This is a genomic window from Mesorhizobium sp. M0207, from assembly GCF_040321995.1.
GTDB lineage: Bacteria > Pseudomonadota > Alphaproteobacteria > Rhizobiales > Rhizobiaceae > Mesorhizobium.
This window is the reverse complement of sequence record NZ_JAMYSQ010000050.1, coordinates 1-17,663: the sequence shown is the minus strand read 5'-3', so window position 1 is coordinate 17,663 and position 17,663 is coordinate 1. Positions and strand designations below refer to the sequence as shown.

21 protein-coding genes are annotated in these 17,663 nt (G+C 63.8%); 9 read left to right on the top strand and 12 right to left on the bottom strand.

What is annotated here, in order from left to right:
* A partial coding sequence (locus NKJ15_RS32240) for a hypothetical protein (RefSeq protein WP_352819730.1) occupies positions 1-183 on the top strand: 183 nt, incomplete at its 5' end.
* Positions 184-285: 102 nt separating this feature from the next.
* Here NKJ15_RS32240 and NKJ15_RS32235 read toward each other — a convergent pair.
* Together NKJ15_RS32235 and NKJ15_RS32230 are read right to left on the bottom strand one after the other, a co-directional pair.
* Positions 286-1,320 carry an aspartate-semialdehyde dehydrogenase gene (locus tag NKJ15_RS32235; RefSeq protein ID WP_352770324.1) on the bottom strand — a complete coding sequence of 345 codons (1,035 nt, stop codon included), beginning with the start codon at positions 1,318-1,320 and terminating at the stop codon, positions 286-288.
* Positions 1,321-1,425: 105 nt separating this feature from the next.
* Positions 1,426-1,575 (bottom strand): hypothetical protein, encoded by a 150-nt coding sequence (locus tag NKJ15_RS32230; RefSeq protein WP_352773158.1) that lies wholly within the window; start codon positions 1,573-1,575, stop codon positions 1,426-1,428.
* A gap of 201 nt (positions 1,576-1,776) precedes the next feature.
* Between NKJ15_RS32230 and NKJ15_RS32225 the strand changes: the two genes are divergently transcribed.
* Both NKJ15_RS32225 and NKJ15_RS32220 read left to right on the top strand, forming a co-directional pair.
* Positions 1,777-3,609 (top strand): DEAD/DEAH box helicase, encoded by a 1,833-nt coding sequence (locus NKJ15_RS32225; protein WP_352819728.1) that lies wholly within the window; start codon positions 1,777-1,779, stop codon positions 3,607-3,609.
* Positions 3,610-3,697: 88 nt separating this feature from the next.
* Positions 3,698-4,411: a DUF805 domain-containing protein gene (locus NKJ15_RS32220; RefSeq protein WP_352819726.1), complete on the top strand. Its 714-nt coding sequence runs from the start codon at positions 3,698-3,700 to the stop codon at positions 4,409-4,411.
* 279 nt (positions 4,412-4,690) lie between these two features.
* On the opposite strand, the gene NKJ15_RS32215 is transcribed toward NKJ15_RS32220, so the two are convergent.
* The 6 genes from NKJ15_RS32215 to leuD form a co-directional block, all read right to left on the bottom strand.
* On the bottom strand, positions 4,691-5,200 hold the full coding sequence (locus tag NKJ15_RS32215) for a GNAT family N-acetyltransferase (protein ID WP_352819724.1): 510 nt from the start codon (positions 5,198-5,200) through the stop codon (positions 4,691-4,693).
* A 4-nt stretch (positions 5,201-5,204) separates the two neighbouring features.
* Positions 5,205-6,308 (bottom strand): 3-isopropylmalate dehydrogenase, encoded by a 1,104-nt coding sequence (leuB, locus tag NKJ15_RS32210; protein WP_352819722.1) that lies wholly within the window; start codon positions 6,306-6,308, stop codon positions 5,205-5,207.
* A 137-nt stretch (positions 6,309-6,445) separates the two neighbouring features.
* The gene (locus NKJ15_RS32205) at positions 6,446-6,796 is read right to left on the bottom strand and encodes a VOC family protein (RefSeq protein ID WP_352570210.1); all 351 of its coding nucleotides are present in this window, start codon (positions 6,794-6,796) and stop codon (positions 6,446-6,448) included.
* Positions 6,797-6,847: 51 nt separating this feature from the next.
* A complete protein-coding gene (locus NKJ15_RS32200) occupies positions 6,848-7,231 on the bottom strand; it encodes a RidA family protein (protein ID WP_352570052.1) in 384 nt (127 codons plus the stop codon).
* 125 nt (positions 7,232-7,356) lie between these two features.
* The gene (locus NKJ15_RS32195; RefSeq protein ID WP_352819720.1) at positions 7,357-8,268 is read right to left on the bottom strand and encodes an Ivy family c-type lysozyme inhibitor; all 912 of its coding nucleotides are present in this window, start codon (positions 8,266-8,268) and stop codon (positions 7,357-7,359) included.
* Positions 8,269-8,324: 56 nt separating this feature from the next.
* On the bottom strand, positions 8,325-8,930 hold the full coding sequence (gene leuD / locus NKJ15_RS32190) for a 3-isopropylmalate dehydratase small subunit (protein WP_023680526.1): 606 nt from the start codon (positions 8,928-8,930) through the stop codon (positions 8,325-8,327).
* Positions 8,931-9,097: 167 nt separating this feature from the next.
* Here leuD and NKJ15_RS32185 point away from each other — a divergent pair, with 167 nt between their 5' ends.
* The 4 genes from NKJ15_RS32185 to NKJ15_RS32170 all read left to right on the top strand — a co-directional run bounded on the left by NKJ15_RS32185 (position 9,098) and on the right by NKJ15_RS32170 (position 10,917).
* The gene (locus NKJ15_RS32185; protein WP_352819734.1) at positions 9,098-9,523 is read left to right on the top strand and encodes a GNAT family N-acetyltransferase; all 426 of its coding nucleotides are present in this window, start codon (positions 9,098-9,100) and stop codon (positions 9,521-9,523) included.
* Between the two features lie 92 nt (positions 9,524-9,615).
* A complete protein-coding gene (locus NKJ15_RS32180; protein ID WP_352450226.1) occupies positions 9,616-9,927 on the top strand; it encodes an ArsR/SmtB family transcription factor in 312 nt (103 codons plus the stop codon).
* Entirely contained in the window at positions 9,927-10,373 is a 447-nt protein-coding gene (locus tag NKJ15_RS32175; RefSeq protein ID WP_352541961.1) for an SRPBCC family protein, read from the top strand. The genes NKJ15_RS32180 and NKJ15_RS32175 overlap by 1 nt, the downstream gene beginning before the upstream one ends.
* A gap of 37 nt (positions 10,374-10,410) precedes the next feature.
* Positions 10,411-10,917, top strand: a complete 507-nt coding sequence (locus NKJ15_RS32170; protein WP_352819732.1) for an SRPBCC family protein — start codon at positions 10,411-10,413, stop codon at positions 10,915-10,917.
* Between the two features lie 18 nt (positions 10,918-10,935).
* Here the strand turns inward: NKJ15_RS32170 and NKJ15_RS32165 are convergent, their stop codons facing one another.
* From NKJ15_RS32165 to NKJ15_RS32150, 4 genes are read right to left on the bottom strand one after another with little or no spacing between them, the layout of a single operon-like run.
* The gene (locus tag NKJ15_RS32165; protein WP_352819718.1) at positions 10,936-12,102 is read right to left on the bottom strand and encodes an NAD(P)/FAD-dependent oxidoreductase; all 1,167 of its coding nucleotides are present in this window, start codon (positions 12,100-12,102) and stop codon (positions 10,936-10,938) included.
* Between the two features lie 30 nt (positions 12,103-12,132).
* On the bottom strand, positions 12,133-13,719 hold the full coding sequence (locus tag NKJ15_RS32160) for an ATP-binding protein (protein ID WP_352819717.1): 1,587 nt from the start codon (positions 13,717-13,719) through the stop codon (positions 12,133-12,135).
* Entirely contained in the window at positions 13,707-14,399 is a 693-nt protein-coding gene (locus NKJ15_RS32155; protein ID WP_352819715.1) for a response regulator, read from the bottom strand. The genes NKJ15_RS32160 and NKJ15_RS32155 overlap by 13 nt, the downstream gene beginning before the upstream one ends.
* A 4-nt stretch (positions 14,400-14,403) precedes the next feature.
* The gene (locus NKJ15_RS32150; protein WP_352819713.1) at positions 14,404-15,954 is read right to left on the bottom strand and encodes a DUF4153 domain-containing protein; all 1,551 of its coding nucleotides are present in this window, start codon (positions 15,952-15,954) and stop codon (positions 14,404-14,406) included.
* A gap of 278 nt (positions 15,955-16,232) precedes the next feature.
* On the opposite strand from NKJ15_RS32150, the gene NKJ15_RS32145 reads away from it, so the two are divergent.
* On the top strand, positions 16,233-17,114 hold the full coding sequence (locus NKJ15_RS32145; RefSeq protein ID WP_352819711.1) for an HpcH/HpaI aldolase/citrate lyase family protein: 882 nt from the start codon (positions 16,233-16,235) through the stop codon (positions 17,112-17,114).
* 28 nt (positions 17,115-17,142) lie between these two features.
* Positions 17,143-17,349, top strand: coding sequence for a DUF1737 domain-containing protein (locus tag NKJ15_RS32140; protein WP_352470863.1), 207 nt, complete (start codon positions 17,143-17,145; stop codon positions 17,347-17,349).
* Positions 17,350-17,663: the final 314 nt, after the last annotated feature.

Below are 17,663 nucleotides of genomic sequence, written 5' to 3'. Positions count from 1 at the left end.
CAACTCGCCTCTGCTCAGTCTAACGTCTCGATTGGTCATGGCACTTCCCCTTCCACGGGAATCGGTGATCGCAACGTCACCACCGTGCCATGGCCGCTCGCCCTCAGAGCAGGCGCCGTTCTCCATCCAAAACTCTTTGCAGAACCTTCAGCACACTATCGCGTAGCGGCGATACGGCCGTGAGCGAAACAACCGCCGAAGGCCAAGCCTGCGACCGCAGGCCGCCGGTCGTCCGGCGCCCCCGCGGAGGCCAGCCGCGCTAGCGGCGATACGGCCGTGAGCGAACTATGCCGCCTTCTTCTTCGGCTGGATCAGCCCGCGCTCGACCAGCAGTTCGGCGATCTGCACCGCATTGAGTGCCGCGCCCTTGCGCAGATTGTCGGAGACGATCCACATCGACAGGCCGTTATCGATGGTCGAGTCCTCGCGGATGCGCGAGATGAAGGTGGCGTCCTCGCCGGCCGATTCCAGCGGCGTGATGTAGCCGCCGTCCTCGCGCTTGTCGATGACCTGGCAGCCCGGCGCCTCGCGCAGGATCTCGCGCGCCTCTTCGGCGGTGATCGGCTTCTCGAACTCGATGTTGACCGCTTCCGAATGGCCGATGAACACCGGCACCCGCACGCAGGTCGCCGTCAGCTTGATCTTCGGGTCGAGCATCTTCTTGGTCTCGGCCACCATCTTCCACTCTTCCTTGGTGAAGCCGTCGTCGAGGAAGACGTCGATATGCGGGATGACGTTGAAGGCGATGCGCTTGGTGAACTTCCTGACGTCGACCTGGTCGGCGACGAACACCGCGCGCGTCTGCGTGAACAATTCGTCCATGCCTTCCTTGCCGGCGCCGGAGACCGACTGGTAGGTGGCGACGACGACGCGCTTGATGGTGGCCGCGTCATGCAGCGGCTTCAGCGCCACGACCAGCTGCGCCGTCGAGCAGTTCGGGTTGGCAATGATGTTCTTGCGCGTGAACAGCGAGATCGCATCCGGGTTCACTTCCGGAACGATCAGCGGCACGTCCTGATCGTAGCGGAAGGCCGACGAATTGTCGATGACGACGCAGCCCTGCTTGCCGATCTTCGGCGACCATTCCTTGGACACGTTGCCGCCGGCCGACATGATGCAGATGTCGGTGTCGGAAAAATCATATTGGTCGAGCGCCCTGACCTTCAGCGTGCGGTCGCCGAACGACACTTCCGTGCCCTGGCTGCGCCGCGAGGCCAGCGCCACCACCTCGCTCACCGGAAAGCCGCGTTCCTCCAGTATGTTGAGCATTTCCCGGCCCACATTGCCCGTGGCGCCGACGATCGCAACCTTGAAACTCATCGAAATCTCCTGTCCCTCTCCGCTCGGTTTCTGGAGAAAACCCGCCGGCCGATGCGGGTTTCAACCCCCGGGCCGGACCCGGGAGGGGTGGTTAGGCCAAGGGAATCAGACCGTTTTGGTGGTCGTTTTGCCGGTTTTTTTGGGCAAGAACGTGATTTTGCTGGAACGAGGAGACGCAGCGACGCGCCCGGCCCAATGGTTCGCATTGGGGCCGGGGATGTCGAAGGCAGAAAGCGCCATCAAAAGGCCGCGCATCGAAAACTATCCCGTTCGGTGCCGGCTTTTACGCGGTTTACGTCTAGAGTCAATCGCAAGCAGGCCGACCCGCCCGCCCTGTACAATGACGGCGGCACCAAGTACGAACGAGCATCGTCTGGCTCGTGGCGCCCGTCTGTGGCGCATGCCGACATTTGACCCGTCGCCGGGTATTCAGAATCCGAATTTCGAAAGAGCAAGATGTCCAACTTCGAAGCTATTGTTCCCGCGCTAGCAAAGGCGCTGGAAAAACGCGGCTATGTCGAGCTGACGCCGGTGCAGAACGCCGTTCTCGAGCTTGGCCAGGCCGATGCGCTGGTTTCGGCCCAGACCGGCTCCGGCAAGACCGTCGCCTTCGGTCTGGCTTTGGCGCCGACCCTTCTCGATGGCGCGGAGCGCTTTTCCCACGCGGCGGCACCCCTGGCGCTGGCCGTGGCGCCGACGCGGGAGTTGGCCCTGCAGGTAACGCGCGAGCTGGAATGGCTCTACGAACTGACCGGCGCCACGGTGGCGTCCTGCGTCGGCGGCATGGACATGCGCACCGAACGGCGCGTGCTGGAGCGCGGCGCCCATATCGTCGTGGGCACGCCCGGCCGCCTGCGCGATCACATCACCCGCAATTCGCTCGACATGTCGGCGCTCAAGGCAGTGGTGCTCGACGAGGCCGACGAGATGCTCGATCTCGGCTTTCGCGAGGATCTGGAATTCATCCTCGATGCCGCACCCGCCGATCGCCGCACGCTGATGTTTTCCGCGACCGTGCCGCGCTCCATCGCCACGCTGGCCAAGGGCTACCAGCGCGATGCTGTGCGCATCTCGGCCTCCGGCGAGGAAAAGCAGCATCTCGACATCGAATACCGGGCGCTGAGCGTCGCCCAGGCGGACCGCGAAAACGCCATCATCAACGTGCTTCGCTACTACGAGGCCAAGAATGCATTGGTGTTCTGCAACACCCGCGCCGCCGTCAACCATCTGATGGCGCGCTTCAACAATCGCAACTTTTCCGTCGTGGCGCTGTCCGGCGAGCTTAGCCAGAACGAGCGCAGCCACGCGCTGCAGGCGATGCGCGACGGCCGCGCCAAGGTCTGCATCGCCACCGACGTCGCGGCACGCGGCATCGACCTGCCCAATCTCGAGCTGGTGATCCATGCCGACCTGCCGACCAACCCGGAGACGCTCCTGCACCGAAGCGGACGCACGGGTCGTGCGGGACGCAAGGGCGTCAGCGCGCTGATCGTGCCCAACAATGCCCGCCGGCGCACCGAACGGCTGCTGCAAAGTGCCGGCCTTGCGGCGACATGGGCAAGCCCGCCGTCGGCCGACGACGTGATGCGGCGCGACGATGAGCGCATTCTCGCTGATCCGGTCTTCAGCGAGCCTATGAAGGATGAGGAGCGCGGCTTCGTCGAGGTGCTTCTCGATCAGCACGGGCCCGAACAGGTTGCCGCCGCCTTCGTGCGGATGTGTCGCTCCAGCCACTCGGCGCCGGAGGATCTTCTCGACGTGGCACCGTTCACGCCGTCGGCCGAAAAATTTGCGCGGCGGGATGAGGCACCGAGCCGCCGCGACGATTTCGGCGACAGCGTCTGGTTCTCGCTGTCGGTCGGACGCCGGCAGAATGCCGAGCCACGCTGGCTGATCCCGATGCTGTGCCGGACAGGCGGCATTTCCAAGCGCGAGATCGGCGCCATCAAGATGCAGCCGGAGGAAACCTTCGTGCAGATCGCGGCGGACTGGGCCGAGCGTTTCCTCGCTGCGATCGGCCCCGACCGCAAGCTGCAGGGCAACATTGCGGTCAAGCGGCTGGATGGCACGCCGGATTTGTCGCGGGCCGGCTACCAGGAACCACGACCCGACAAGAAGCCGCACCGCGGCAAGCGCACCTTCGATCAGAACACGCCCAAATTCGAGAAGCGCGCACCGGCCGACCAGCGCCCGGCATTCGAGGCGAAGCCCTGGGCCGGGAAACCGGCCAAGGCGAAGTTCGAAGGCGGACCTGCGAAACACAAGAAATCGAAGAAACGGCCGGGGTAAATAGCCACCACTCTCCATTTCCGCACGCCCCTTGCGGTCTGCCGGAACTTTGCACAGTCTGGGGCGGGGAAATGGGGGTGGGCAGGACATGCGCGGCGAAGTTCTTCATTACGACGAAGACCAGGGTTTCGGCTTCATCACCGGAGCCGACGGCAACCGCTACACTTTGGCGCGCGAAGATTTGAGCCGCGAAGCATCGGTTGCCGGAGGTACGACCGTCGAATTCCAGCCGGCTGGCGGACGGGCACGCGATGTTTTTTCGATCCGCTCCCAACCTGCCAGCGCGCCCGCCGACGCCTCCACTGCAACCGCCGCCCCAACTCAGGCCGGCAATGCGCCCGCGGCACGTCAGCCGCAACATTTCGGCCGTTCCGCTGAACAAAGTCCGGCCGAATCGGCTGGCCTGTGGAACTACTTCTGGCGGGGTCTGACCGAGAATTACTTCAACTTCGCCGGCCGTGCCCGCCGCAAGGAGTATTGGGGCTATTGTCTGTTCTGGACGATCGCGCTGATCGTGGTCATGGGACTCGGCGTCTTTATCGACGACGCCATGGGCAATCTCGACAACAGTGAATTGCCGGCAGTGACGGTCGGCCTTTCCGGTCTCTTCCTGCTGGCGACAGCCCTGCCATGGTTCGGGCTGAACGTGCGTCGCCTGCACGATACCGGCCTGACGGGATGGCTCTTTCTGCTTTTCCTGGTCCCGACCTTCGGCAGCCTGATCATCCTGGTCTTTGCGCTGATCCCGACGCAGCCGCGCGAAAACCAGTGGGGTCCGGTGCCGGTAGGTGTCAGGGTTTAGTACCTCCACGATTGGGTCGCCGGCCGCCACGCCTGCGTCATCCTGGGGCGGAGCGACGCGAAGCGGAGTGCAGACCCTGGGATCCATGACGCGACATAAGCCGAGGAACGCAGCGGTTCAGAATGGCGCTCATATCCACCACGAAGAAGCGCTCGGTTCTGGTCGGCCGAGCACTGCCGCCGGGTAACGGCATGGATCCTGGGGTCTGCGCCGCGTCGCTTCGCTCCTTGCTTCGCCCCAGGATGACGAAAGGGGAGATGTTTCGGTCAATCTCCAAATTTAGGGCTTCCAAGATCGCGTCGAGGAACCACCTGCGATCGCCAGCAGCGCCTCGCCGGATAGCCTGAGAAAGACCTTCTGCTCGTGACGCTCGGCACCAAATTGGGCATAGAAGCGCAGCGCGCCTTCGTTCCAGTCCTTCGTGGTCAGGTCGATGCGGCCGATGCCTTCGCGCAGGCAATGGCCGGCGAGGAATGCCATCAGTGCTCGACCGACACCGCCATTGCGGGCATCATTGCGTACGAATAGGTCCTTGAGGAACAGCAGCCGCTCGAGATCGATGCCGGGATGCGCGATCGCAACCGAGGCCAGCTCGCAAACTTCACCATCGACGAAGGCGAGCGCAAAATGCGGATAGGCCGGACCTTCGTCGCCAAGCCATTTCTGTGCCGCCGACAAAGCTTGGCTGGCGTCGAGTGGCGGCTGCCGGTAATGCACCGCCATTTCGCAAAGCATGGCGGCGAGTGCCGCCGCATCCCCGGTCGTCGCCCAGCGGACGTCGACCGACACGGGATCACCCCAAAAATTTGGCGATGATCGCGTCGCCCATCTCAGCGGTGCCGACCTCGGTCATCCCCGGTGAATGAATATCCCTGGTGCGCAAGCCCTGATCGAGCACGGCGGCGATCGCGCCTTCCAGCCGGTCGGCCTCTTCAACCATGCCGAAGGAATAGCGCATGCACATGGCGAAGGAGGCGATCATGGCGATCGGATTGGCGATGCCCTTGCCAGCGATGTCGGGCGCCGAGCCGTGCACCGGCTCGTAGAGCGCCTTGCGCTTTTTTGTCTTCGCATCCGGCGCGCCGAGCGAGGCCGACGGCAGCATGCCGATCGAGCCGGTCAGCATGGCGGCGATGTCGGACAGCATGTCGCCGAACAGATTGTCGGTGACGATGACGTCGAACTGCTTCGGCCAGCGCACCAGCTGCATGCCGCCAGCATCGGCCAACATGTGATCGAGCTTGACGTCGGCATACCTGGCCTTGTGCGTCTGGGTGACGACCTCGTTCCACAGCACGCCCGACTTCATCACATTGCGCTTTTCCATCGAGGTGACGTGATTCTTGCGCGTGCGCGCCAATTCGAAGGCAGCGCCCGAAATGCGCTCGATCTCGAACGTATCGTATATTTGGGTGTCGATGCCGCGCTTCTGGCCGTTGCCGAGGTCGATGATCTGCTTCGGCTCGCCGAAATAGACGCCGCCGGTGAGCTCGCGCACGATCAGGATATCGAGCCCCTCGACCACCTCCTGCTTCAGCGAGGAGGACGCCGCCAGCGCCGGATAGCAGATTGCCGGCCTGAGATTGGCAAACAGCTCCATGTCCTTGCGCAGCCGCAGCAGACCCGCCTCCGGGCGCACCTCGTAAGGCACCGCATCCCATTTCGGTCCGCCGACGGCGCCGAACAGCACCGCGTCCGACGCCATTGCCTTGGCCATGTCGGCATCGGAAATCGCCGCGCCATGCGCGTCGTAGGCGCAGCCGCCGACAAGGCCCTCATCGGTGACGAAATCGCTGCCGAGCCTGTCGTTCATGGCGGAAATCAGCTTCTTCACCTCGGCCATCGCCTCGGGGCCGATGCCGTCGCCGGCAAGCAGGAGAAGATTTTTCGAAGCCATGGGGAACCGTCCTGATTGTGTCGTGAGCCGCGGCCTTGCTAAACGCCAAGCGGCCGGCGCGCAAGCCTGCGGTTCAGAGCATCGGACCCAAAAGTGGAAACCGGTTTTGGGAAAATCCGATGCTCAAGACAAAATGCCTAGAGATGCGAAAGGATATTGACCAGCCTGCCGAACGGGTCGCGTACGAAGAAGCGCCGCACGCCCCAGGGTTCGTCCGCCGGACCGTATTCGATGGCAAAGCCGGCCGTCCTCATGCTTTCAAGCGCGGCATCGACGTCGTCGACTTCGATAGAGATGTCCGGCACCGGCGTTCCTGATCCCCCTTCGGCCATGAAACTGACCTGCACGGACATCGTCTCTTGCGAGCCGTAGGTAGCGATCCAGCCCATATCCATCTTGAGATCGAGGCCGAGCACATCCTGATAGAAGGGTTTTGCCGCCGCGATATCCTGCGTGTCTATGTTTGCAACGATGCGCCTGACCTTCACCATGGGCCGATCCTCGTGCTAACCGTGTCGTTGTCGCAACCGTGACAGGCATCAGGCTGTGCGCCGCAGCGCCGTCACCTCGATCTCGATCTTCATCTCCGGCTTGTTGAGCTGGCACACGATCATCGTTGCCGCCGGCCTGATCTCGCCAAAGGCCTCGCCGAGGATCGGGAACACCACATCCACGAAAGCCGCATCGGTGATATAGTAATGCGCCCGCACCACATCGGCCGTCTCGAAGCCGCCGTCCCCGAGCGCCTTGGCGATCGTCGTCAGGCAATTGCGCGTTTGTGCCTCCACGGTCTCCGGCATCGACATGGTCGCATAATCGTAGCCGGTCGTTCCGGACACGAAACACCAGTCGCCCTGCACCACGGCGCGCGAATAGCCGGCGGTCTTCTCGAAGGGCGAACCGGTGGAGATCAGTTTTCGCATGGTGTCCTCCTTTTTTGCAGCGTAGGCGGTTTGGCGAAAGCGGCGGTGACGGCCGATCTCCCCCCAAGTGGGGGAGATGTCCGGCAGGACAGAGGGGCGCGCGAAGGATCGCGGCAGAACGATTTCTAATTCGGCGACCCCAGCGCCTTGTCCAGCGCTTCCTTGACGTCGGCCGGCCATGTACTCACCGCCGGCCACGCGTCCGGCTCGGGCTTGTCGCCGCGGCGGGCGAAATACAGCTTGTGCTTGACCGGGTCGACCGCCATGAAGCCGTCATTGCCACCGCAATCATGCGGCACGCAGCCGCTGGCAAAGAAGGCACCCGACGCGGTTTTTTCCGTGCCGCCGCCGACCAGCAGGCTGGTCGCCATGTCGGGCATGTCCTTGCCGAGCAGCGTCTCGGCTAGCCTGTAGACGGCCTCGTTGTGAAAGGCATCAATGATGTTGTCGTATTTCGACGGATCGATGTCTTTCCAGTCGGTGCCCGGCTCCGGCATGTAGGTCAGATTACCGGACGTCGTCAGTCCGTCCGTCGGCGACCATTGCAGCGCCGGCTTGGAATCGCCCGGCAGCAGATAGGGTACGAAATAGACGGCGCTGTCGGAGATCGCGGCCGGCGGCGCGCCGCATTCATCCTGCTCGACCGTGGTCGTCTGGATCGCACCGCCCTCCGGCTTCCACACGATCACCTTGGCCGGGCCGCACTGGTTGCCGCCGTCGCCGACATCGACCAGCGCCACCTTGACGCCGCCGACCTCGACGATCTTGTCGAAGAAGACGTCGTAATTGCGCGCCAGTTCCTTGCCGTCGAAGGCGAGTACCCGTTCCCCGTATTCTTCCTCCTGGGCGATGGTCAGCTGGCCGCCCTCGAACGGGATCGGCGCCTGCTTGTCATCGTCGGCGGCGGCTGTGTCGCTGGCGCCTTGATCTGCCGCTGGCGCTTCCGTGGCGGGCGTCTGCGTCTGGGCATAGACGCTCGCCGGGGGCAGCAGCATCAGCGGCAGTCCGCAGGCAGCGGCAACAAGCAAGCGTGTCATCACATCCCTCCCCGGACACTTGGCGTAGAGGCTGACCGTCGGCGCGGCTTTAGAGCCTATGCCCAGGGCCGCAGCTCGGCGTTCTTCTTCTCGAACGAAGCGATGGCGCCGGCCTTCTCCATGGTCAGGCCGATATCGTCGAGGCCGTTCAAGAGGCAGTGGCGCTTGAATTCGTCGAGGTCGAACTTGACCACGCCGCCGTCCGGCCCGCGGATTTCCTTGGCTTCGAGATCGACCGACAGCGTCGCGTTGGAACCGCGCGAGGCATCGTCCATCAGCTTCTCCAGGTTTTCCGGGCTGACGGTGATCGGCAAGATGCCGTTCTTGAAGCAGTTATTGTAGAAAATGTCGGCGAACGAGGTCGAGATGACGCAGCGGATGCCGAAATCGAGCAGCGCCCACGGCGCATGTTCCCGGCTCGAGCCGCAGCCGAAATTGTCGCCGGCGACCAGGATCTGCGCCTTGCGGTAGGCCGGCTTGTTGAGCACGAAGTCCGGGTTTTCCGAGCCGTCGTCCTTGTAACGCATTTCGGCGAACAGGCCGGTGCCGAGTCCGGTGCGCTTGATCGTCTTGAGATAATCCTTGGGGATGATCATGTCGGTGTCGACATTGACAATCGGCATCGGCGCGGCGACACCGGTGAGCTTGGTGAATTTTTCCATGGTTCTTGCCCGTCTTCTTCTCGTTGCGGGGAATTGCTGGCGCCCGGTTTACACAATGCCGCGGGCAAATAAAAGGCGGCTGTTTTTGGACTTCCGTCGTCGATCGAAACACAAAATCGGTACAAAACGGCTTCAAAACCACCAGCCCATGGTGCACTTTTGTCGACATGACAACGCGATCCACGATCCTTTACGCCAGCGAACCGGGCCTCGGCATCGCCGAGTTCCGCCGCGTTCTGGTGGAATCCGGCCTCGGCGAGACACGGCCCGTCGATGATCATGCCCGTTTGAAGGCGATGCTCACGAGTGCCGACCTGGTGCTCACCGCGCGGATCGATGCACCGGGCAAGCCGCTGGTTGGTGTCGCTCGCGGCATCACCGACTTTTCCTGGGTCTGCTATATCTCCGAGCTCGCTGTTTCTGCATCGGCGCAAGGGCTGGGTATCGGAAAGGGCCTGATGGATGACGCACGCCGGCAACTCGGACCTTCCGTTGCCATCAGCCTGATCTCCATGCCCGACGCCGTCGGCTTCTATGAGCGTATCGGCATGGAGCGCATGCCTAACGCATTCTGGTTCGGCCGCAAACGCTGAAATCCACTCCCAGCGACCTCAACCCGCGCATTCTTGGCTAGGGTTCTGCCCCTTGACATGCAACCAAATGGTTGCATATTAGAGTCATGAGCATGGATGCCGTCTTTCGCGCCTTGGCCGACCCGACACGCCGGCGATTGCTGGACAGCCTTCATGCCAGGAACGGACAGACGCTGAACGCGCTGTGCGGTGAGATGGACATGACGCGCCAGGCGGTGACCAAGCATCTGGCGATCCTGGAAGAAGCAAACCTCGTCGCCACCATCCGCAAGGGACGCGAGAAGCAACATTATCTGAATCCCGTTCCCATCAACGAGATCGCCGAACGCTGGATCGGCAAATTCGAGCGGGGGCGACTGGGCGCCCTCGGCGATTTGAAGAAACGTCTCGAAAGGGAAGACTGATGAGCAACATTTTCGTTTATGTCACCTACATCCGCACCTCGCCCGAAAAACTCTGGCAAGCACTGACCGAGCCGGAGTTCCAGCGGCAATATTTCCTCGGCGCTCAGATGCTAAGCGACTGGAAACAAGGTTCGGCGTGGAAGATGGTTTACACCGACGGCCGCGTCACCGACAGCGGCGAGGTCCTCGAGATCGATCCACCCAAGCGCATCGTGCTCAAATGGCGCAACGAGTTCATGCCCGAGGTCAAGGCGGACGGCTACACACGCTGCACCTTCGCCCTCGAGCAGGAGGGCGAGATGATGAAGCTCGCCATCACACACGAAGCCGATGGACCGCACAAGCTGCTTGGCCATGTGGCGAACGGCTGGCCGCTCATCCTGTCCAGCCTGAAGAGCCTGCTCGAAACCGGCAAAGGCCTGTCGCGCCCGGCGTCGAAAGCTTGAGGTCGTTTCGATAGCGAAACCTTCTGGAGGACAGGTGATGCACGGTTCCGCGGTGCACAGCATGACCAATGGCGAGACCGTCATGGCGAGCGCCGATGTTCGCGCGCCGCCCGAGCGGATATTTGACGCGCTCGTTACACACGAGGTCGAGCGCTGGTGGGGGTCCGCCAGGACCTACCGGATGACCGGATGGGCGGCCGACCTCCGCGTCGGCGGCCGCTGGAGCGTCACCGTCGAGACGGCGGCCGGCAGACACCTGCCCGCCAGCGGCGAATTCCTGGAGATCGAAGAGCCGCGCCGGATCGTGCAGACGCGGAGATACGACTGGGACCATCCGACGCTTGGCCGCCGCGAAACCAAAGTCGCCTGGCTGCTGGAGCCGATCGCCGGCGGCACACGCGTCACCATCTGCCATGGCGGCTTCGCCGGCCTCGCTGCTGCCGCAACGAAGCATGCCGAAGGCTGGGCCCGGGTGCTGGGCTGGCTTCAGGCGTATCTTGGTACGGGCGGCTTGGTGGCGGCTCAATCCACCAAGCAACGGTAGCATCCCTTCGCGCCAGCGTTAAATTACATTCAATTCCCGAAACGGCCGCCCGTCGGCGATCCGGCTGTACCCGAACGCCGAGCAATCCACCGTGCGATAGCCGCCATGTACTATCAGTTCGGCCAGCGCCTTGCCGACCGCCGGAGCCTGCTGCAAGCCGTGACCGGAAAACCCGTTGGCGAAGAGGAAATTGCCGACCTCCGGGTGCGGGCCGATCACCGCGTTCTGGTCGAGCGTATTGTAGTCGTAATGGCCGACCCAGGCGCGCGTCGGCTTGATCGCCTCGAAGGCCGGAATGCGGGTCGCCAGCACCGGCCAGATCACCTCTTCGAACAGCGGCCAGTCGGGGTCGAAGTCGGCGGGGTCGGCCGGTCCTTCGCCCTCTTCCGGCTCGGCGCCGCCGGTGATGTAGACCGAGCCCTCCGGCCGGACATAGATGCCGCTCGGGTCGACCAGCAGCGGCATGTCGTCATATTTTTCGCGCGCCTCGAAGACGAAGACATTGCGCTTGCGCGGCTCCACCGGCAGCGCCAGCCTGGCCATTGCTGCCACCTTGCCGGCATTCGGCCCGGCGGCGTTAACGACGGTGCCGGCCTCGAGCCGCTCGCCATTGTCGAGGGTCACACCGGCGACGCGCTTCCCCTGCCGCTCGATACCGGTCACCGACGCTGTGATGAAATCAATGTTCTTGCTTCGCAGTGCCTTGCGGAACAGCATCAGCATCGCATGCGCGTCGAACCAGCCTTCGCCGCTGCGGCCATAGGCGCCGGCGGAAATGCCCTCGACCGACAGCCACGGAAAGCGGCGGACGAGCGCCTCGGCATCCTCGAGCACGATGTCGGCGCCCTCGGCCATCTGCGCCTCGTGGTTGGCCCGCAGGATCGGCAGCCCGTTCTCGCCGGCAAGGATGAGGTAGCCGCCTTCGCGAAAGCCGATATCGGCGTCCGCGCCAAACTCTTCCCTGAGCCGCCGGAACAGTTTCAGCGTGAATTGCGACAGCCGGATGTTTTCCGGGATCGAGAACTGCTGGCGGATTGAGGCGCAGGACAGCGTGGTCGCGGCGCGGGAAAATTGCGGGTCGCGCTCGACAAGCGCGATCGAGCCCGAAAACCCTTCCTTGCGCAGGTAATAGGCAACCGACGAGCCGACGATGGCTCCGCCGATGATGACGATGTCGTAATGCACCTTTTCGCCCTTCCGGTCTGAATCGCCGAGTCACGCCGCCGGCAGGATGATCTCGAAGCGCGTGCCGCTCGCCGAGTCAACCAGCCGGATCGTGCCATCATGCGCTTTCAGGAGGGCCAGCACGATGCCGAGGCCCATGCCGGTGCCGCCGGAATCGCGGCGCGTGGTGAAGAACGGCTCGAAGATGCGGCCTCGGTTGCTGGGCGAAATGCCGGCGCCGTCGTCAGCGACCACGATAGTGGCCTTGCCGTCCGCTTTTGCGGCTGTGACCGATACCAGCGTCGCGCCGTGCCGCGCCGAATTGTCGATGAGATTGGCCAGCACGATCGCAGCGTTTTCGGCCGATATGCGCAGCCCGATCTCGGTGCCCGCCTCGACGCGCACCGCCAGCCTGTCGTCGGCCGGCAGCAGCGCCAGTGCAGCAGTGAGCGACGTGTTTTCGCCGCTCGGTTCGAGATTTTCGGCGCGCGCCAGGTCGAGCAGGCGGCGCACCAGAAGGTTGAGCCGGCCGGCATCGGTGACGATATTGTCCGAAAAACGCCGCCGCTCGGCCTCGTCCATCGCGCTGCCCGAATCGCGCAGCAGTTCGGCGGCCCCCTGGATCGCCGTCAGCGGCGATTTGAGCTCGTGCGAGACGTGGGTGGCAAAGGTCTGGATGCCGTCGGAGCGTGCGTGCAGCTTTTCGGCCATGTCGAGGAAAGCAGCAGAGAGTTCACCCATTTCGCGCGTGCCGTGGTGATCGAGCGGCCTGATCGCCGCGCGGTCGCCGGCGGCGATGCGTTTCGTGCGTTCCATCAGCGCATAGATCGGACGGCTGACGGCGCGCAGGAAGACCAGCCCGATCAGCAGCGCGCCGCCGAGGATGGCGATTGCCGCCAGCGCCACCTTGCCGCGCTCGCCATAGAGATGCTTGACGATGTTGTTCGGCGTCCGCGACAGATAGACGACGCCGGCGACCTTGCCGGAGACCGCAACCGGCATGGCGACGAAGACGCGAACCTTGGTGCCGCGGCTGACCGAATAGAGCGGCGGCGACGGCTGGTCGGGAACCCGCAGCCTGAGCGCGCTGGCGTAGCGGCCGGCAAGCGCTGCGCGAACCTCGTCGACAGCCGCGAGCGACAGGCCGGCCTCCTCACGGCCGGCGATGACCACGCCTCTGGGATCGAGCAGCCGGAAGCCGGCGAGCGTGGTCTTCTGCGTCTCGGCAAGAATGTCCGACAGGCGTGCGCCGATTGCAGCGAAGGCGGGATCGGCGCTGGCCGCGGTGGCCGCGGGCCGGGTCGGCAGGATCCTGTCGGACGCAAGATCGAGGCGCGGTTCCATCGGCTGGTAGGGAGAAGCCCGATCGCTGGTGTTGGGTGAAGGCACGGGTGCGCCGAGCTTTTCCGGGGCAAGGCCGGCCTCACGGACCTCTTGCGCATAGATCGCGCCAAGGGCGGCGCCTTGGGCGATCAGCTCGGCCTCGGTCTGCCTGATCAGCTGGTTCTCGTAGAGCCGGAAGAAAAACAGGCCGGCCAGCGGCAGCGCCATCACCATGATCAGGATGGCGATGACGACCGTGGCGAGGCGAGGCCGCCATTTGCTGCCAACCCATTTTTGGGCGCTCAACTCCCGCATTTACCCAGCCGAAAACCGACGCCGTGCACGGTCTCGATCGCATCGACGCAGCCGACGGCCGCCAGCTTGGCGCGGATATTGCGGATATGGCTGTCGACGGTGCGGTCTGCGACATGGATATTGGCCGCATAGGCGTTGGCCATCACCATGTCGCGGCCAAGCACATACGCCGGCCGCGCCAAAAAGCCTTTCAGGATCGCGAATTCGATCGACGTCAGCGCCAGCGGCTTGCCGTCGAAGCTGGCTGTATGGCTTGCCGGCACCAGCAACAGTCTGCCATGCGAGAATTGCCGGTCGTCGGCTGGTTCCGGCGTGGGCCGCGCGCGGCGCAGAATGACGTTGACGCGGGCGACCAGCTCGCGCGGGCTGAACGGCTTGATGACATAATCATCGCCGCCCATCTCCAGCCCGAGGACGCGATCGATCTCTTCATCCCGCGCGGACAGGAACAGCACCGGCAGGTCAGATGTGTGGCGCAGCCGCCGGCACACTTCCAGCCCGTCCATTTCCGGCATGCCGATGTCGAGCACGACGAGATCGGGCGCACGGCGTTCGATCGCCTGCAAGGCAGCCGCGCCGTCCGGCACCGCCAGCGTTTTCATGCCGGCCTTCTCCAGCGCGAAGCAGATGATTTCGCGAATGTGCGGGTCGTCGTCGGCGACCAGTATGTGGTGCGGCATCAAATCAGCGGCCCGGCATGAAGGGTTCGGACATCGGAGGAACCACGAACGGGTCACGCCTGTCGAGGGCGCGGTTGAGCCGCCAGTCACGAAAGCTCCAGCCCTGCCAGTTTTCCTGGCCGGCGCGGAAGCGTGCTTCGTCCTGTGCATACCAGCCGGCGAGTTCGCGGATGGAGGCATCCTCCGCGGAAACCGTCCTGCTCTGGTGCTGGACGAAGCGATCGAGCGCCGGCAAGGCGCCGGGCCCGAGCGAGCGCAAGTACCAGACGTCGAGCTGGGTGCCTTGGCCGGTCATTTCGAAGCAATGGTCGACATTGTAGATGGCGATCAGCGCGGCAAAGTTGATGAACGAGCAAGCATAGAGCGTCGCCGATAGCGTCAGAAGATTGGCGGCAAGCAGCCATTCGTTGGACTTTTCGCGCGCGATGCGGGCCATGATCAGGACAAGGCCCACCGCCACCAGCCACATCCAGACGAACGCAGCGACACGCCAATAGGTCAGCGCATAGATACCGATATAGAGATCGAGCCGCAGGATCGACGAGATCACCAGGAGGATGTTCTGCGCCACCCAGGCATAAACCAGCCGGCGGATGAGCGGATCGCCGGAGGTCGCGCTTCCCGGCCGCAGCGCCGCCAGCACGAAGCCGGCGGCCAGCAGCGCCGTGACGATCAGCGGATAGGCGCCGCGATGCGCGTAGGCGGCATAGGTCAGCCCGTCGGGAAGCGCGATGCCGCCCCACAGATAGGTGGCGTCGAGTGCGCTCTGCACCGCGAACAGGATGTTGAAGACGACGAGCGCGCGGAGGATAGCGGCCTTGCCGAAGACGATGTCTTCGATCGTGGGACTTATGGCTGGCCTCGTCGGTGTGCTGGCAGGCGTTCCCAACCGGGGAATATGCCGGAGAAGCCGCGGCAGGCGCGGCCGCAGAAAGGCCCATACGCCGGCGAGCGCGAATAGCCAGAAGGCAAGACGCGGCAACTGCACGAGGTTGAGCAGGGCGAAGAGATCAATCAGCGAAAACCAGTATTCGATGACGGGATTGGCGGCGCCGAACAGCGCGAGGAACACTGCGCCGAGGCCCAGCGGCATGACCCAGACGGCGATCGCCGCAAGGCGCACGCGCCGCCGGCCAAGCCGCCGCGCCGCCATGCGCCAGCGGAAGAAATCAAGAACGAGCCGAAATGGCGTTGCAACCAGGAACAGCGAGAGTTGGCCGGCAATACGGGCAAGGCCGCGCCGCAACCGTCCGGCCAGTGAAAGCGCGAAGATGGCCAGCCCCGCCAGCGCGATCGAGACGGACAGTGCGCTGACATTTTCCACAAGCGGCAGCAGCGCCATGAGCAGCGTAACCGGCTTGAACCAGAATTTGCCATCGTTGAAGGAGCCGAGAGGATGGAGAGCCATGCTCGCCGCGGCAATCGCAACGCCGAACAGGAAAAGCGTGATGCCCGCCGGTTGGCCATAGAAGAAAAAATCGGCCAGCGCGACGAGCAGGACGGCAACGCCGAAGCGGTTGCAATAGCTCGGCGCCGCCGGGAGGAATACTATCATGATCGGGCTTTCTCGGCGGCTTTGATGCGGCCGGTGGGCGGGGATTTCCGGACGAAAGGGAGGAGGTTTACCGAAGTCCGGGGCGGATCGACGAGCCACCAGCTTTCGCGGCGAAGCCGGTACGGCAGGGACCAACGGGAGTTCGTTTGCTCTTGCATGCCGCCCTTGTCGCATCCGGTCGGGTGGCAAGCGGGGCGGAGACGAGGAGATTTTCCGAAGTTGCGTGCAGTTTTTATGCACGGCTTGCCTCGGCCGGCTGCAGACGGCATAGATCGGAGATGACCACCGAAAGCTACCGCCCGCGCCGCTCGGTGCTTTACGTCCCGGCTTCGAACGACAAGGCGCTGGCCAAGATCCAATCGCTGGCCTGCGATACCGTCGTCATCGATCTCGAGGACGCCGTCGCCCCGGCCGACAAGCCTTCCGCGCGCGAAAAGCTGGTGGCGATTTTCGCCGGCCATTCCAACCGGCGCTGCGAGATGGTCGTGCGCATCAATGCGCTGTCGAGCGAGTGGGGCGGCGCCGACCTGCTGGCCGCGGCAAAATGCTCGCCCGACGCCATCCTGCTGCCCAAGGTCGACACGTCGCGCGACATTCTCGAGGCCGGCGACGTGCTCGACGACAATTTTATCGCCGACGAAGTCAAGCTATGGGCGATGATCGAGACGCCCAAGGCGCTGCTCAACATCGGGCCGATTGCCGAGCTCGGCCGCGATCCGGGCTCTCGCCTGGCTTGTTTCGTTGCCGGAACGAACGACCTGGTCAAGGACACCGGCATTCTCGCCACGCCCGACCGGCGTTATCTCGTTCCATGGCTGATGCAGATGGTGCTCGCCGCGCGCGCCGGCGGCCTCGACCTGCTCGATGGCGTCTTCAATGATTTTCGCGATATGGACGGGTTTGCGCGCGAGTGCACGGAAGCGGCCGCCATGGGTTTTGACGGCAAGTCGCTGATCCATCCGGCTCAGATCGAAGCCGCGAACCGCGCCTTTGCACCGTCGCCCGAAGCAATAGCCGAAGCGCGCGCGGTCAAGGATGCCTTCGCGCTCGCCCAAAATACCGGTAGGGCGGTAGTTGCGCTGAACGGCAAGATGGTCGAGCGGCTGCATCTGGCGCAGGCCGAAAAACTGCTAGCGAAGGCCGCCGCTGTTCGCGCATGACTAACGCAACTGACGACAGGATTGAAGAATGAAACTCTACCGTTTTCTGTCCGGTCCGGACGATTCCAGCTTCTGCCACAAGGTGACGGCGGCGTTGAACAAGGGCTGGCACCTGTTCGGCTCGCCGACCTATGCCTATGACCAGGAAGCCAAGACCATGCGCTGCGGCCAGGCCGTGGTGAAGGACATCGAGGGCCAGGAATACGGCCCCGACACCAAGCTCAGCGATTGGTAGGGAGGTTCGCTGAAGCGCTCGTCCTTCGTCATCCTAGGGCGTAGCAGTCGCGAAGCGACGTCGCGGAGTACCCTAGGATCCATGCCGTCACCTCTGCCGAAGGGCGCGGCGGATCAGGATTAGTGTGATCTACCACCGATCGGGATAGCCCCGTTACCCAGAACGGGATGATGAGCGTTCGGTTCTGCACCGCCGGCGCACTGCATCACTATCACGGCATGATGGGGTGGACGGCGCCCGACGGCATCGGATGTGCCAGAATGAGTTCGTTGAGATCTCAAACAAGGGAGCCGTCCGTGGAACACCTTATCCGT